Annotated in this window: 13 protein-coding genes; 9 read left to right on the plus strand and 4 right to left on the minus strand. The window is 49.4% G+C overall.

The genetic code is table 11. From position 1 onward, the window contains the following. Positions 1 to 116: 116 nt before the first annotated feature. Positions 117 to 659, minus strand: a complete 543-nt coding sequence (locus ELR70_RS21520) for a sulfatase-like hydrolase/transferase (RefSeq protein WP_235577112.1) — start codon at positions 657 to 659, stop codon at positions 117 to 119. A 3-nt stretch (positions 660 to 662) separates the two neighbouring features. Here ELR70_RS21520 and ELR70_RS25580 point away from each other — a divergent pair, with 3 nt between their 5' ends. Beyond that, on the plus strand, positions 663 to 1,289 hold the full coding sequence (locus ELR70_RS25580) for an ATP-binding protein (RefSeq protein WP_128064708.1): 627 nt from the start codon (positions 663 to 665) through the stop codon (positions 1,287 to 1,289). A 13-nt stretch (positions 1,290 to 1,302) separates the two neighbouring features. On the opposite strand, the gene ELR70_RS24970 is transcribed toward ELR70_RS25580, so the two are convergent. After that, complete coding sequence (locus ELR70_RS24970; RefSeq protein WP_160317388.1) at positions 1,303 to 1,470, minus strand: hypothetical protein; 168 nt, start codon at positions 1,468 to 1,470, stop codon at positions 1,303 to 1,305. Between the two features lie 215 nt (positions 1,471 to 1,685). Between ELR70_RS24970 and ELR70_RS21530 the strand changes: the two genes are divergently transcribed. The 6 genes from ELR70_RS21530 to ELR70_RS21555 all read left to right on the plus strand — a co-directional run bounded on the left by ELR70_RS21530 (position 1,686) and on the right by ELR70_RS21555 (position 11,161). Continuing rightward, positions 1,686 to 3,878: a TonB-dependent receptor gene (locus ELR70_RS21530; protein WP_082353231.1), complete on the plus strand. Its 2,193-nt coding sequence runs from the start codon at positions 1,686 to 1,688 to the stop codon at positions 3,876 to 3,878. A 593-nt stretch (positions 3,879 to 4,471) separates the two neighbouring features. Continuing rightward, positions 4,472 to 5,752 carry a hypothetical protein gene (locus ELR70_RS21535; protein ID WP_128064709.1) on the plus strand — a complete coding sequence of 427 codons (1,281 nt, stop codon included), beginning with the start codon at positions 4,472 to 4,474 and terminating at the stop codon, positions 5,750 to 5,752. A gap of 436 nt (positions 5,753 to 6,188) precedes the next feature. Further along, positions 6,189 to 6,608, plus strand: coding sequence for a hypothetical protein (locus ELR70_RS21540; RefSeq protein ID WP_054016020.1), 420 nt, complete (start codon positions 6,189 to 6,191; stop codon positions 6,606 to 6,608). Positions 6,609 to 6,857: 249 nt separating this feature from the next. Then, entirely contained in the window at positions 6,858 to 9,200 is a 2,343-nt protein-coding gene (locus tag ELR70_RS21545) for a patatin-like phospholipase family protein (protein WP_128064710.1), read from the plus strand. A 340-nt stretch (positions 9,201 to 9,540) separates the two neighbouring features. Beyond that, complete coding sequence (locus tag ELR70_RS21550) at positions 9,541 to 9,747, plus strand: hypothetical protein (RefSeq protein ID WP_054016022.1); 207 nt, start codon at positions 9,541 to 9,543, stop codon at positions 9,745 to 9,747. Between the two features lie 46 nt (positions 9,748 to 9,793). Beyond that, positions 9,794 to 11,161 (plus strand): TRAFs-binding domain-containing protein, encoded by a 1,368-nt coding sequence (locus tag ELR70_RS21555; RefSeq protein ID WP_054016023.1) that lies wholly within the window; start codon positions 9,794 to 9,796, stop codon positions 11,159 to 11,161. A 147-nt stretch (positions 11,162 to 11,308) separates the two neighbouring features. Here ELR70_RS21555 and ELR70_RS21560 read toward each other — a convergent pair whose 3' ends face one another. Next, complete coding sequence (locus tag ELR70_RS21560) at positions 11,309 to 12,640, minus strand: ATP-binding protein (RefSeq protein ID WP_054016024.1); 1,332 nt, start codon at positions 12,638 to 12,640, stop codon at positions 11,309 to 11,311. Between the two features lie 9 nt (positions 12,641 to 12,649). Beyond that, a complete protein-coding gene (locus ELR70_RS21565) occupies positions 12,650 to 14,062 on the minus strand; it encodes a sigma-54 dependent transcriptional regulator (protein ID WP_054016025.1) in 1,413 nt (470 codons plus the stop codon). 246 nt (positions 14,063 to 14,308) lie between these two features. On the opposite strand from ELR70_RS21565, the gene ELR70_RS21570 reads away from it, so the two are divergent. Further along, complete coding sequence (locus ELR70_RS21570; protein ID WP_054016026.1) at positions 14,309 to 15,553, plus strand: efflux RND transporter periplasmic adaptor subunit; 1,245 nt, start codon at positions 14,309 to 14,311, stop codon at positions 15,551 to 15,553. Between the two features lie 43 nt (positions 15,554 to 15,596). Continuing rightward, complete coding sequence (locus ELR70_RS21575; protein WP_054016027.1) at positions 15,597 to 16,289, plus strand: ABC transporter ATP-binding protein; 693 nt, start codon at positions 15,597 to 15,599, stop codon at positions 16,287 to 16,289. Positions 16,290 to 16,332 lie beyond the last annotated feature (43 nt).

The following is a 16,332-nucleotide window of genomic DNA, read 5'->3' on the forward strand; positions in this document are numbered from 1 at the left end:
TACAGTTACCATAAAACCCCTACTGTGCCGCAACCCTGTTACGGTGTCCACCCGTCGCTCAACACAACCAGAACGACACAAGTACGCGCGCTGAATCACTCTGAACCGACCCGGTTCTACTGCCACTGTTGTATCGACTCTTTTGTAATCGCAGGTTCCACCAGGTCCCGGTACAATTGCTGACCATATAAATAATTCCCCAGCAACGCATGCGCCTGTGCTAGTGCCACTTGCTCGGTCACAGAAGGGATCGGCCGCAAAGGTTGATTGACCCCCTGATAGGCAAACATATGCGGTGCCTGCTCGGGCTGCAAAACCACCAAACCTTGTTCATCCAGATAGCCAAAATTATTGCCAAATTGCATCATCGCGCGCAGAAACTGCCCCGCCAGCGGTTTGCTCAGATCGTTCCCGAGCATCGGCGAGGTAACATCGACACCTGCCAGAGACAATAGAGTCACGGGCATATCCAAACTGCTGGCAATGCGCTCGTCCACTTTGGGCGTAATGTCTTTGCCCAAGATCAATGCGGGAATGTGAAAGTGCTTAACCGGCACCGGCATACTTGATTCCACCCTGGCATCATGGTCGGCAATCACCAGAAATATCGTGTTATCCCAGTAGCTGGACTGCTGTGCTTTCGCAAAAAACTCACCCAACGCGTGATCACTATATTTAACCGCATTATTGCGCGTAGCCGGCTCTGCATCATAGGGCTCAATCACCAAGATCAGAACGGGCTGAGCCTGGTTAATCCTGAATACGTACCAGTCACCATGCTGGCCGATATTATTCGTTCAAAGACATCAACCTTGTTAAATAAACACGCCTTTACCCTGAATATGGCCATTGGGCCCACTTTAACTGACGAGACCACAGTATTCGTTGATCAGGATGCGTTTGCGCAGGTGGTGATTAACATTACCGAAAACGCCGTCAAGTTCTTCGCCGCCGAGGGCATCACCGATCCGGCACGCAGACAGCTCGACATTACCTTTAAACGCAACGACCACAATCGCGACCAACTAGAACTGGAGATCCGCGATTACGGTCCCGGTGTGTCGCAACAACAATGCGATAAGCTATTTGAGTTATTCTATCGGGGCGGCAGTGAATTAACCCGCACGACTCAGGGAACCGGGATTGGACTTGCGCTGGTCGCACAACTGGTCAGTGCTCAGCGAGGCCAGATAACAGCCCACAGGATGACACCGGGGCTGGCGCTAAGGCTAACCTTACATACGCAACATCTTAGTCAAGCGATGCCCGAGTCGATGACTCAGGCATAGGCGTATCGCACAGTTATGCGGTCCAGCAGTAGGTTTTTGTCCAGCACACCGGGTAACTGTGGCAGACAATGGGGTTGCTGGCACTGGGACCATTACCACCGGCGATAGCCTGAGTGTTGTGCGTATCCAGCGTTTTGTGACTGAGGTTTTTAACTGGTGATTTTTTTAGTTTGAGTTGCATAGCTTGTCCTTACATGTGTTTTTTGAGTTGGTCAGTGCCTTACTCCAGCACCAACAGAGTACACACTCAGACAACAGCATCCGAATGTGTGGTCAAAATTCAACCACACCGTTAGCAATAGTCAATCTCATTTCCTTCAACTTAACCTGCTTTACGGACGAGTCGGCCATACTGAACTACACTAAGTAAACACAAGATTAATAACATGATTCTGAATGATAAAAATGAAGCTGCGTGGTGCCAGTCAACCCCTTTTGCTACTCTGTGCATGGCCATTTGCTGCCAGCATACAGGCTGCTGAAAACACCGATCTGTTTGAAATGAGCCTGGATGAGCTTCTTAACGTGAACCTGACAGGCTCCGCTGTGCGTGATCTGAATCTGGAAACCACTCCTGTTAGTGCGAACCCATTCAACCTGAGTGCACTGCATTTGCCCTTCAGCATAGATGTGATTGAGCGTAAAACCATGCGTGCACGCGGCCTGACCTCAGTGACCGGAGCCGTCGAGAATCTGGTGGGGGTCATATCAGGCGAGTCACCCGCAGAACCTTCCAGCTTTGCTATGCGAGGCTTTATTCGCGACTCCGTATCGGTGTTAAGAGACGGTATTAAACTGGGCCCTGCTTCTATGACGATGCGGCCACACAACACCTTTAATTTGCAACAGATAGATGTCATCAAAGGACCCGCAACATTGCAATATGGTCAGGGAACGGCGTCTGGCGTCATCAATATGGTAACCAGAAAACCACAACTGGACACCCCCACCAGCACGGAAGCCTTTATCTCTCAGTCTCGCTTCGATACCCGAGAATGGGGCATAGGCATTAACTTTCCCGTTTCCGCACAAAGCGCGGCGCGGGTCGACATTAATAAAGCGCAGTCCGACGGCTGGGTGGAACAAACGCATTCCCACTCTTTAAATGCAACCACTTCCCTGCTCTGGCAATCTTCCCCTGAGCTGAGCTGGTTGCTCAGTTTTGATTATCTGGAAGATGACCTGCCAGCCTACTGGGGCACGCCTTTTATTCCTGTGCAGTTTGCGCAGCAACCAATGGACGACATAGTCGCTACCAACGACAGCCGAGTGCTGGATCAGCGCACCCGCTATCTCAACTATAATGTTGAGAACAGTCGTTCAGACTCTGAACATTTATGGTCTCGCCTGAGTATAAACTGGCAGCCAACTGACACGCTCTCGCTGACCAATACCTTGTTTCACTTCAAAGCAGACCGTGCCTGGCAGAACGCGGAAAGCTATGTCTTTAACCCCGCTACAGGCTTAGTCGACAGAGACCGTTTTTTTGTCTTCCACGACCACACCTTTTACGGCAACCAGTTCGAAGGGGTTTATCGCCACAAGATTGGCAAGGTGCAACATCAGTTAGCCTTTGGCGCTGAGTTTAAAGTCACCGACTTTAGCCGGGAGCGGGGGTTTCCTGAAGGAGACAGCGTCTCGTTATTTGAGCCTGTGGCTGGTCAGTTCGGCGCTTTAGACAAACACCTCAGTCCTACCGACATCCAGCAATGGGGCGTGTATGTTAATAACACACTGTCTATAACTCCGAACTGGCGGCTGTTTGGCGGGCTGCGGCGCGACCACATCAGATTGGACAGGGACAATTATGACAACTCAGGGACTTTTCTTGGCGATGAAAGTTTTGAGCGTACCTTCACCCCACTTGCCTATCAACTCGGTATGACCTATCAGTTCAACGAGTCACTCAGCCTGTATACGCACTGGAGCACTGGGCACGACCCGGTCGGATCCAATATTTATCTGGTCAACGCCAGTGAAAACTTTGATTTTACAGATATACGCCAGTACGAAGTGGGCATGAAAGCCATCCTGCCGGCCTGGCACAGTGAATTGACCGCAGCCTGGTATGACATAGCTCGCCGTAACATTCTGCTACTGACATCTCATGACACGGTAGGTAACTCAGGGACCCATGTTGCACGGGGGCTGGAACTGGCGATCACCAGTCAGCCATCACCCCATTTTCGTATCGGCGGCAATATTGCCTACACTAAGGCCAGTTATGAGTCTTTTGTCGACCCGGATTTTGGTGTGAATGCCAGCGGCCATACCCCACCTAATGTGCCTGAAATTGTTGCAAACGCTTGGTTTAGCTGGGATCAGGTACTGTCATTACCTCTGGAAATTGGCGGAGGTATACGCCATGTCAGTGATCGTTACGCCAATTTTCAAAATTCAGTTACCTTCAAACGCTATGAGACGCTCACCCTGTTTGCCGCCTACCAGCTTGAGCACACCCGCTTCAATCTCAACGTACGTAATCTACTGAACGAAAAATACGTACCGTGGGCAGATATTTTCTACCCTGAGCAGGCAGCCATTGCTGCACCCAGAACGGTTGAGCTGAGTGTGCACATCAGTTATTGACCAGCTTACAACTCTTTATTTATCATAAAGTTAAAATAACTATAAACAGTCTTTGCGTGGTATTTGAATCCCCCTCGGACCTGCTGCCCAGCGCGCTGCTATTCGTCAGTACTTTCCTTTTTGTTTATTTTCCCCCGCCTGTTGCACTGGGCTGGCGCCTTAAAAACACAGCCTGTGTATATGTTTGCAAATTTTTCTTATTTTTTATCAGTGCGTTTATTGCACTATTTAATTTCCTCCTCTGCTGGTGGTTACATATGGTTAATTCATTCACCTTTTTACAATCAATGCCGTACGCGCACTGTGTCGTAATCTGGTTTCAAAGCAATTCAAATGGCTTTAAAAATATCTCCTTTTTTACCAATGGGTAAAAAACATCACTTATTATTTTGAGAACATATTTCAGCACGATATTGAACTCACACTCAGACGAATTTGGTCTTTTGTTAAGTAAACACTCACCAAAAGGCAATAATTTACAAAACAAAAACAGTAAAGAATTATGAAACAAAACACGCTGTTGATCTTTTAGTAACAAATAAATACATTACCAGCTCCTAAAAAAGGACCACAAAGACAACAGGAAAATAACAATGAAAATTAAAACGCTCTCTATGGCCATACTGGCCTTCTCGGCGCATACGGCACTGGCACAAAGTCAGCAGGTGGATGAGTATGGTCTGGTAATCGACGCATCTCATACCATTTCACTGTTTGGCAGCGAGCACAGTAACAACAAAACAACCGCTGAACGCCTGGTGACTCCATTCAAGCCTGGCGTTGCCCAAAATCTGGCTACAACAAGCAGTAGCTACGGTAACACCTGGTACGTGCAATCTCTTGAAACTTATCGTGTTTGTGAATGGTGGGATGGTGAGGACCCGCGCGGTGTTGACTTACCAGAAACCATGGGCAATGAAACACAGGCCCTAAACACTCAACCCGCAGCTGAAGAATTTGTCGTCGCACCGCAGCGCACCTGCCGCTTATGGACTGAGTACCCAAGGCATTTCTATGGTACCGCTGATGTCTATATGGGTAATGACAATGTGCTAGATAAGCCAGTCGTCGTCGTTCAGCCCTACCATGTAGATGTAGAGGGCTCAGCTTACACCAAACAAGCATTTTACGACGACGTAAACCAGGGTGGCCTGATGAGTAGTCTCAGAAGACAAGGCTATGACGTGATCTTGTATCGCTACAGAAATCAGGACAATGGTATCGAGTTCAATGCTGATGGTGTGAAAAGATTACTGGACATTATTAACGCTAAACCCGGTATCTCTTCAACCTCTTTTGTTGGCCTGTCTATGGGTGGGGTTGTTACTCGTTTTGCACTGCGTGAAATCGAAAAAACAGGCTCTCTGAACAAGGTTGCGACCTTTATTTCATTCGATGCTCCCCACTATGGTGCAAACTTCCCTCGCTCCATATTAGACAACACAAACCGCTTACTTGATAAAGTCGACGTTGTTGCCTGTGGTGAAATACCTAAGTGCAGCTCTGCACGTAAAAAGCTTCGAGCGATTAAAGACCGACTGGAAACCAAAACCTTTAAAGAGCTGATTATCAACACGCCATCAGGCTCAAGTGACAGAAGTGCATTACTATCCAAACTGGCAAGCTTAGGGCACGTTCAGACAGTACCCACTCTGGCTATCACTAACGGCGCGCAAAGCCGAACGCAGGGTGCACCGAGTTCAAAAATGACCTCACACTTTAAACTGCACCGCCCATGGTATCTGGGTGGCAGCAAATACTTCAAAGTCTATACTCAGCCAAGTGTCGATAATGTGGCGGGGGGTATGCTGATTTCTACCAGGTATTCTCTGATCTCATCGAAGATCAACCACACCCAATCACTTCCTATGTGACTCTGGGACAACAGCACTCATTTGTTTCAACTCACTCAGCACTTGCTGGCAGCGCCAACAACTGGGATGAAGTTGCGGCTTATCCAAGCTACAACGAACAACATATGACTCTGACCTACACCAAGGCACGAAAAATCCTGGATTGGTTAAACCGATATCAAAACTAATTTCAGAGCGATATGCTGTGTTGACCTAATTTGCTTAAGCTTCGGGCTTAGTATGGTGATATACAGCATGTCAAACTGAATACGAATAAGGCAGAGCACCAGGTGTTCTGCCTTTACACCATTATTCCACTGCGCAAACGACCTCCCCGGGCGGGTAGGCCACTCCCTGACTTCCCATTGCTATATTGACCCTGTCATCGCCGAACATATCCAAAACCATAAATCGGCTGAGACATCACCCTTACAGTAACAATAGGAAGGAACATCATATGAAATCACTTAAAGCACTTAGTATTGCTCTTGCCAGTGTTCTGGCCTACTCAGCCCCCGCCAGTGCCTACTGGACTGAGATCCTGGTATGTCCCAAGAAAAAAGTCACCGTTAACCATATCGCCTATCAATGCACATACAGCGGCACCTTGTTCAGCACGGTTAACCACTCGGACTCAATTCATACCAGTATTGGACAATACGTCAATGGCAGAAACTGTAGCAGTCAAACTTTCATTGGAAACCACTACGAGCGAGGGGTGAGTTACTCCGGGTACTTATCGCTGACTGGTATCACCGATCTCAGTTACACCGAAGTGAAATGGGTAGACGACCCGGCGAATTGTGAATTGAAAACCGTCTGGGTAGACGATATGGACAAAGAGTGTATCCGTAACAACAATTGCCCGGGTGACTAGTTTCAGCCCAGACCTGCATTAAGTGTACTGTACTTTGCCCAGCGTAACAGCCCGAAAAGGCAACGCGGTACGTGTACACTTAATCAAAACCAACCGCAATGCCCCATCAAGGCCGCTGAATAAAAGCCAGAATAATCTGGCTTTTCATCTATCATCCTCAAAAGCGAACGCAGCTGCTTTATCCCTAAAAGCAACGCGTATGGTATAGTTTATGAGTCGCAATGGCTTAAAAACTAAAAGGAATAACCAATGCCTGATTCCCACTCTCAGATCGCTGCGCTGAAACAAGACGTTGACCTGATACTTAAAGGCCAGGCTAAGCTCCCGGGCTTTGAACCGCTGAAACGGCTACACGAAAAACTAACTGACAAGCACCTGTTTGATCAGGCACGCCTGCTACTCTCATATGCCCTGACTGAACCACACCCTTTCACGCCAGAGCAACAACTTACGCTGGGCCAGAAACAGGTTATCGCCACCTATAAAGATAAAACGCTCAACCGCTCTATCCGCCTTGAACAAGCTCGGGATTTACTGAATGAAATAGACCCCCCTTACAGCAGCGATAACAGTGAAACATTAGGCATTGCCGGCGCCATTCACAAACGGATATTTGAACGAGACAATGATGTAAGCCAGCTAGCACATGCCCGCGCCTATTACCAGCGAGGCTACCTTCTTAGCGCAGCCAAAGGCTGGTCGGATAAAGGTTATTGTGCAATTAACTTGGCGTATGTATTGGACCAACTGGCATTGATAGCGCAAAGCCCCATTGCGACGGACGTTCGGCACGCTTCTGACAGCGATATGGCAACTCAAGTACGCAAGGAGATCATTGCCCACCTGGTCGATGGTAAGCAAGTGCAAGACTATCCGGTCATAGATTATAATGAGCAATCCCAAAACTGGTGGTTTTTGGTGACCCTGGCCGAGGCCTACCTGGGGTTGGGAGACTATGACAAAGCCTATACCCAATTGCAAAAAGCCATCAACCTGGAAGAGATGCAAAGTTGGCAAAGGGAATCCGCGGCTAAGCAATTTGCCAGGCTTCTCCACCTGCGTAAAAATGGCAAAATAATCAGACAGCAAAACCGCACTGTGGCGCAATCAGAGCAGCAAATTCATGACCTTTCCCAACATGAGCTAAATCTGATTGCATTATTTTTTAATCCAGTCACAGCAGATGCTCCTACTGAGCCTATGCCGCAAGTGACTGCTATTATGCAAGGGAAAACCGGCCTGGCCCTGTCCGGCGGCGGATTTAGAGCATCTCTTTATCATATAGGTGTGCTGGCCGCACTGGCTGAACAAGATCAGCTTCGCCATATCGAAGTCATCTCCTGTGTATCGGGGGGCTCAATCATAGGTATGCATTATTATCTGGCGCTCAAGGCATTGCTTGAAAGCAAACCGGATAAGCAGATCAGCCAGCAGGACTATATTGAGCTGGTAAGACAGTTAGAAACTGACTTTCTTCGCGGCGTGCAGCGTAATATTCGCACCCGGGCGCTAAGGAACCCGTTGTCGTTACTCAAAATGGCATTCAAAGGCACTTACTCTCTCACCAAACGCATCGGCGAGCTTTATGTTCAGGAGCTGTATAGCAAATTGGCAAATAACCAAACTCTGCCGACCTATATGGATCAACTGCCTATTTATCCATGCATTGCTGAGAAGCAACAGGACATGGACTTTCACCCACAGCAAGGCAACTGGCAGCGCAGTGCCAAGGTACCGGTACTGGTGATCAATGCCACAACGGTTAATACAGGTCATAACTGGCAGTTTACCGCTACCTGGATGGGAGAGCCGCCTGAGGTAATAGACCAAAGGCACGATACCAACTATCGTTTAAGACGCATGTATTATGATACGGCCAATCCCAATCAGCGGGTGACTATAGGCGATGCGGTGGCTGCGTCTTCCTGTGTGCCTGGACTCTTTCCACCTTTGCAACTACAAACTTTGTACGAGGGAGAGCAGGTTACACTGGTAGACGGCGGCGTGTTTGACAATCAGGGAACCGCCAGCCTGCTCGAACAAGACTGTGACAGCATACTCACCAGTGATGCTAGCGGCCAGCTGGAAGCACATGCGCAACCCTCACAGGGGCGCTTTGCTACAACCATGCGCACCAGTGAAATCCTTCAGGCCCGGCTAAGATCCGCCCAACACAGAGAATTAAAAGCCCGTACTCAATCGGGACAACTCAATAGCCTGATGTATATCCACCTGAAACAAGACCTGTGTAGCACAGATAAAGACTGGATTAAGGCCGACGATTCCAAACCAGTACAAACACCGACCCCGACGACTGAGTATGGCATTAACAGGGACTACCAGCAGGCCATTGCCAGTTTGAGAACCGATCTGGATTCATTTAGCGACAATGAAGCCTTTGCCCTGATGTACAGTGGATATTGCATGACCCGAGCGCATTTTAAGCAATCCACAACCCCCACAGATAACCCCAACAACTGGCGCTTCAAGGCCAGCTATATTGCCAAAGATATGGTCCAATCTGAACCAGAGCCCACGTTACTCAAACAACTGAAGGTTGGCAGCAAACTCTTTTTAAAGCCTGGTATCTGAGCAAGCCCTTAAAGTACATGTTCGTATTCGTATTTGTAGTGTGTATAGCATTACTAAGCTTTCCTACCCTGTTCAACTGGGTGAAAGAATGGCAACCTGGCTGGCCATTCATCTTGCAACTCTTAGTGAGCATCTTACCCATCGCAATAATAGCAGGTGCGATCAGATGGCTAAGGTTGACTCAGCGCCTGGGCAGCCTTATTCGAATAAACAAAGCGCTCCTGGCCGGATTCGTAGGCGCCCTTGTCGGGATATCGATAGCAACTCCTCATTTACTGGTATTTGATAGAGTATTTTTACGTAAGGGTCGCAACAAGCCAAGTGACAAGGATAGTACACAATGAACATACCCTCCCTAATCAAAGAGCAATCCACACGATTACTCGAAGAGATCACTCACGAGTTATTCACACAAGAACAATATGAGTGTTGGTATCACCTTGGCTTCACTCAACAAACTGACCACCCAGTTTATTTCTGGGAAGAAGCTGGCAATAATCAGGCCCTGCTTGAAGTCATTAAAAATATCCCCAATAACAACAAATAAGCAGGCCAAACGCACCACATTAACCGTTTAAAAAGGACAGCACTTTATGTCGAACGCACTGTGTTTTGTACTCATGCCATTTGGCATCAAATCGACCCAGCAAGGTACCTGGGTAGATTTTGACGCGGTATACCAACAACTTATCAAGCCAGCCATTGAGGATGCGGGCATGCAGCCGATCCGCGCGGATGAAGAGAAATACGGTGGGGTAATAGATAAGGCCATGTATGAGCGCCTGCTATTGTGTGACTATGCGGTGGCCGATCTGACGACGGCCAATGCCAATGTGTTTTACGAGCTGGGGATCCGCCATGCGCATCGCCGTGCCAGTACCACCTTGTTATTTGCGCAAAAATCAGACGACACCAGTTGTGCCAATTTACCGTTTGATGTAAACAGCTTACGCGCATTACCCTACCAGCTCGATAGCCATGGCAAGCCGCTTAATCCGGCACGAAACAAAGCAGCACTCACCCAGCAATTGCAACACTGCCGGGCGCAGGCGAACGAAGATGTGAAAGACAGTCCGCTGTTTCAACTGCTACAGGATTACCCGGATATTCAGCATCGTAAAACAGACGTTTTTCGTGAGCAGGCCCGCTACAGTGAATCACTTAAAGAGCAATTTGCACAAGCCCGCGCTCTGAGTAACAAAGCACAGGCCACAGAGCAGCTTAAGCAATTGCAACACACATTTTCTAATCTGGCCGAGGTCGAGCCTGGTGTACTGATTGATCTGATGTTATCTTACCGGGCTGTAGAAGCCTGGGATTGCATGATAAATCTGATTGAACATCTGCCAGAGCTGCTGGCACAAACAGTGATGGTGCAAGAACAATACGGCTTTGCCCTGAACCGTGATGGCAACAGCGACAAAGCAGAGCGGGTGTTAAAAGCGGTGATAAAACGCTACGGGCCATCCAGTGAAACCTTTGGAATTCTCGGGCGTGTATACAAAGATCGCTGGCAAGCAGCACAAAGTGCCGGCGAAGACGTTCAGGCAAAACGCTTTTTAACGAAAGCCATCAATAGTTATCTCGATGGCTTTAACAGTGACTGGCGAGATGCCTACCCAGGCGTCAATGCTGTCACCCTTATGGAAGCCATGGATCCACCGGATCCCCGTCGAGACCAGCTTTTACCTGTAGTCCGTTATGCGGTAGAGCGAAAAATTGAATCCGGCAGCGGCGACTTCTGGGACCATATGACCCTGGCAGAACTGGCCGTGATTGGCAGCGACCCCGGTGCGGCGCAAGCGCACCTGGATGACGCGATCAGTTGTGACTATGAAAACTGGAACCCCAAGAGTACGGCTAAAAATTTCGACATAATTTACCAAAAACGACACGCACGGGGTCAGCAAGTGGAGTGGCTGAAGGAACTGGTTGAGCAGCTAAAAGCGCTTGACGTCTAGCGCACCGCTCACCGCTTTTTTGTAAGATAAAATCAACTCAGGACTACCAGTTCACGTTAGTTCTGCATCACTGACGCAGCAAATAACAGCGGCGTCAGTTATTTTTCTACCGGTTACACCAATTTGCTGAAAGAAGCAAAATGGGTATTACCCAAACACACAGCGAAAGCACGCCCCCTGAGGCTTTTGGATATAAATAAGATCGCCGCCATGACTGACCATGATCTGCCGCGACAGACTGAGACCGATTCCCGACCCCTGTTGTTTGGTCGTAAAGAAAGGCACAAACATCATGTCAATGACGTGAGGCTCTACGCCAGGCCCGTTATCCTGGATCTCAACATAAACTTGCTGCGCCTCGTTTTGCGCCAGTGTGAGCACAATAACCGGCGCTTCAATACTGTGTGGTTGCAATGCCAGAGTTTGCTCAATCGCTTGGATTGCATTGGTAAACAGGTTGATCAGCACCTGTTCCACCTGGCCTGCGTCCAGCATCACCAGCAGATGAGTTGAGACCTCAAGCTCACAGCGGATCCCTGCTTGCTCCAGCTGGCGCTGATGGAATGTCACTAACCGCTCTAATATCGGTGCCAATGCGGTGGCATTCAGACTGGGCCGCGGTAAGCTACTGATTGCTCTGAAACGAGTAATAAATTCACCAAGATGTTCGGTACGTGCAGCCAGCGTATCCAGCGCCAAAAGCAGATCGTCTTTGTCATCTTCATCATCAAAACACAAATTCTCCGGCAATAACCCCCGGCAAGACTGCGCAATCGACGATAAAGGCGTGATGGAATTCGCGACTTCATGAGTCAACACCTGAGTCAGGCGTTTGTAGGCCTGCTGCTCTTTGTTGATCAAAGCATTGTGAATAGACGTCAGGGTGATCACCTTACGGATCTGCCCCTGGATCTGTGCCACGCTTATCTGTACTGACAAGGTATCCTGCTGCTCACCGTGCTGCCAGGGCGCACTGCTTTTAAGATGCGTATCACAGCTCAAGATCAGCTCGCCAAGATGCTCAAGCTCACTCATCTGGCTAACCGATTTGCCAAGCAAACGCGACACCGCAGGGTTAGACTCAATCACCTGACCTTCACTGTCACAAACCAGCACAGCCAAATCAATATGCAGTAATAAAGCCTGAAAAAACTGCGCCTGTTGCTCGGCTTTAAAGCGGGCCGCCTGCAAAGTATGTCGGATCTCGTCATATTCCTGATGTAACGGGTGGCTGGGGCTCAGCCGTAAAGAACTGTCTCCATTGACCAATGCCCGGATCACTGCGGTGCTTTGCTTTTGCTGCTGCACAAACAAGGAAAACACCGCACCACCACATACCGCAATTATCAGTAACAATAACAACCAGGTTGCACTGATCCCGCTCTGAAGATAGTGCCCGGTTGCAACACTGGCCAGCATACATAACATACCCAGCTGTAAAGCGAGTAACCAGCGCGGATGACGTTTCAGATAAGACATAGCCGCTCCCTACAGCCCATATTTTTCCAGTCGCCTGTACATGGCCCCCCGCGTCAGCCCCAGCGCTTTGGCGGCATGGCTGACATTACCCTGATAGTGTTTCAGGGCAGCGCGGATAGCTCTTTGCTCCAGCACTTCCAGATCAAAGGTGTCGTAGCTGGCAGAGATCCCCTCGCCAGTATTTCCCTCAGGTGTAACAGCCTGCGCAGTGGGGCCAACGACGGAGCTGACATCCAGCATATCACCGTCGGATAAAATCACAGCACGTTCAATGGCATGGGCTAGCTCCCGAACATTACCGGGCCAATGGTAGGCGCATAAAACGGCCATATCTTGCGGTGTAATATCCAGCGAGCGCTTATATCTTTGCGCAAAATGCATCAGATAATAGTTCACCAGCAAAGGAATATCCTCGCTGCGCTCACGCAATGGGGGCAAACGGATCTCCACCGTATTAATACGATATAGTAAGTCCTGTCGGAAACGCCCTTCATTGACTGCCTGTTGCAGGTTGTCATTGGTTGCACAGATCAGGCGAATATCCACCTCAACCGGTTTGGTGCCACCCACCGGCGTAATACAGCGATTTTGCAGCGCCGCCAGCAGCGTTGCCTGATGATTTAATGGTAAATTACCCAGTTCATCAAGAAACAGCGACCCGCCACAGGCCAGCTCAAAACGTCCAATCTTATCGGTTTTGGCATCGGTAAAAGCCCCTTTTTTGTGACCAAACAGCTCACTTTCGAACAGGCTTTCGGAAATCGCCCCCATATCTAGGCTGATCATGGGCTGGGCGGCGCGCAAACTGGCACGGTGGATGGCATGCGCTGCCAACTCTTTACCTGTACCACTTTCCCCGGTGATTAATATATTGGCATCAGACTGAGCTGCTTTGTCTATGGTGGCGAACACCTGCTGCATGGCCGCACTCTGGCCCAGAAAGTCAAAAGCGGGACCCGTGGATGACTCACTCAAAGCCTGATTAAGCCCTTGTGCCTGGCGGGTCAGCTTACCAAGCTGCTGTTTGTCTTTGGCGTGGGCAAATGCCGCTGCGACCGCCCCCAACAGCTGCTCGTTTTGCCAGGGTTTGGCAATGAAGTCTGCGGCCCCGGCCTTAATGGCATCCACCGCCAGCTGAATGTCGCCATAAGCGGTCATCAGCAGCACCACCATACTGGGGTCCTGACTGATGATTTTCTTCAACCAGTAAAACCCTTCCTGACCACTGATGGCATCGCGATTAAAATTCATATCCAGCAGGATCACTTCAATGCCGTGGTCTTTGACTATGTCTTCGATATCAAACGGGTTGTCGGTGGTTTTAACCACCTGATAGTGTTGTTTTAGCAGCAACCGCGCTGCAATCAGAATATCCGGATTGTCGTCAACCACTAAAATGGCCCCGGGCTGTTTTGCACTCACTGTCTGTCCCTGTTTTATTTTTTATGGGTGTATTAGCTTAGCTTACTTCGCAAGGATGTGTCCATTTATGGGCAGTTGCCCTGCTCACACTGTTCTATAAGCGGACACCTGCGACCAACACCACAGCACAGAAGAACACTAAGTTACTGTATTTATTAATTTTTAAATCTTGGCATGATGATTGATTTGTCTAGAGCATCAGCCAACACAACATGGCTCAACACAGTTTGACAACGGGAGTTGCACATGGATAAAAAAATCGAACGCTCAGGATTACAAAAGCATTTTAAAGCAGGCATCGTTGTAGCTGTGTTAGCAACAACCATGGCGTATGCCTTTACTCAACAAAGCACGAATGGACGCAGCCAGAACGTGCCACTGGATAGCCTGACCATCAGCACAGTAAAACAGGGCCCGTTTATTGATGCATTGAGCCTGCGTGGCCAGGTGGTGCCAAAAACCACCATCTATCTGGATACCGTCGCCGGTGGCCGGGTCGAAGAACGGCTGGTTGAACAAGGGGAGCATGTGGAAAAAGGTCAGCCGCTGGTGCGTCTGAGTAACACCAATCTGCAACTGGATGTGATGAGCCGCGAGGCCCAGGTGACCGAGCAGCTTAACTTTTTACGCAACACACAAATGAACATGGAAACCAGCCGCCTGAATCTGCGCCGCGACCTGCTGGAAATTGAGCGCCAGATCAAGCATCTGCAAAGACGCTACAAACAGTCTGTGCAGCTTACCAAAAAAGGCGTACTGGCGCAGGACACACTCGATGAAATCAGAGACGACCTGGCCTATTACAAAGCGCGCAAGGAGCTGACCAAGGAGCGCCAGAAGCAGGAAAACACCATTCGTGAAGTACAGGTTGCTCAGCTCGAGGACAGTGCCGAAATGCTACAAAAGAACCTGCAATTTGCCCGTCATAACCTCGATAACCTGCTGATCAAAGCTCCGGTTTCTGGCTATCTGAGTGAGCTGGATGTTGAAATGGGTGAGTCCAAGGAGCGTGGCGCACGACTGGGCCAGATAGATATACCCAACGAATACAAACTCACAGTCCGGCTGGACGAGTTTTATCTGAACCAGGTCCATACAGGTATGGCGGTACAGGTATCGCTGGGAACTGAGCAGCTCAGCGCAGCAGTCAGCAAAATCGACAGCCGGGTTACTAACGCGCAATTTCAGGTAGAAGTGGCACTACCCGCCGGACTGAAAGATATCAAACGAGGTCAGAACCTGGATGTCGCGCTGATGCTGGGAGACAGCAAAAATAATGCCCTGTTGATCAACCGCGGCGCGTTTTATACCAGCAGCGGCGGCAACTGGGTCTATGTGGTCTCTGGCGACACTGCCGTGCGCAAAGATATCGTGCTGGGCAAGAAAAACCGCGATTACTTTGAAGTATTAGAAGGACTGGCAGCGGGCGATCAAGTGATCACCTCTGGTTATGGCCACTTTGATAAAGCACAGACATTACAACTGAATTAGCCCCAAAGCACAGAACAAGAACGACAGAATTGAGGAAGCAAAGATGATTAAACTGACCAACCTAAGCCGCGTATTTCGTACCGAAGATGTAGAAACCATCGCGCTGAACGAGATTAACCTACAGGTTAATGAAGGCGATTTTCTGGCCATTATGGGCCCCTCGGGCTGCGGTAAATCAACCCTGCTGTCTATTTTAGGTATGCTCGACTCGCCCACCTCCGGCGGCTTTGAATTCGCAGGTACAGATATAGCCGGATACAGTGAAAAACGCCTCGCTGAACTGCGCAAAGCCTCCATCGGCTTTGTATTTCAGAGCTTTAACCTGATTGACGAGCTTACAGTATTCGAAAATGTTGAGCTGCCATTGCAGTACCAGAGCATCTCTAAAGCAGAGCGCAAACAACGGGTTGAGGCAATTTTAAAACGGGTTGCTATTGACCATCGCGCCGACCACCTGCCGCAGCAATTATCGGGCGGTCAGCAACAGCGGGTGGCGGTTGCCAGAGCCCTGGTGATCAACCCCAAACTGATCCTGGCAGATGAGCCAACGGGTAACCTCGACTCCAGAAACGGTGAAGAAGTGATGGCCATGCTACGCGAGCTAAATCGCGAAGGCACCACAGTCATTGTGGTTACCCACTCGGAAAAAGAAGGCGCCTATGCCGATCGTCTGGTGCGTCTGCTGGACGGCCAGATCATGCTGGATAAAGCCAACAGTGTTTCGCCAGCGGCTTAAACGAGCCCGCCTCGTGATACCCAGAATAAGAAGGAAGTACCCG

It is taken from the genome of Pseudoalteromonas sp. R3, from assembly GCF_004014715.1.
GTDB lineage: Bacteria > Pseudomonadota > Gammaproteobacteria > Enterobacterales > Alteromonadaceae > Pseudoalteromonas.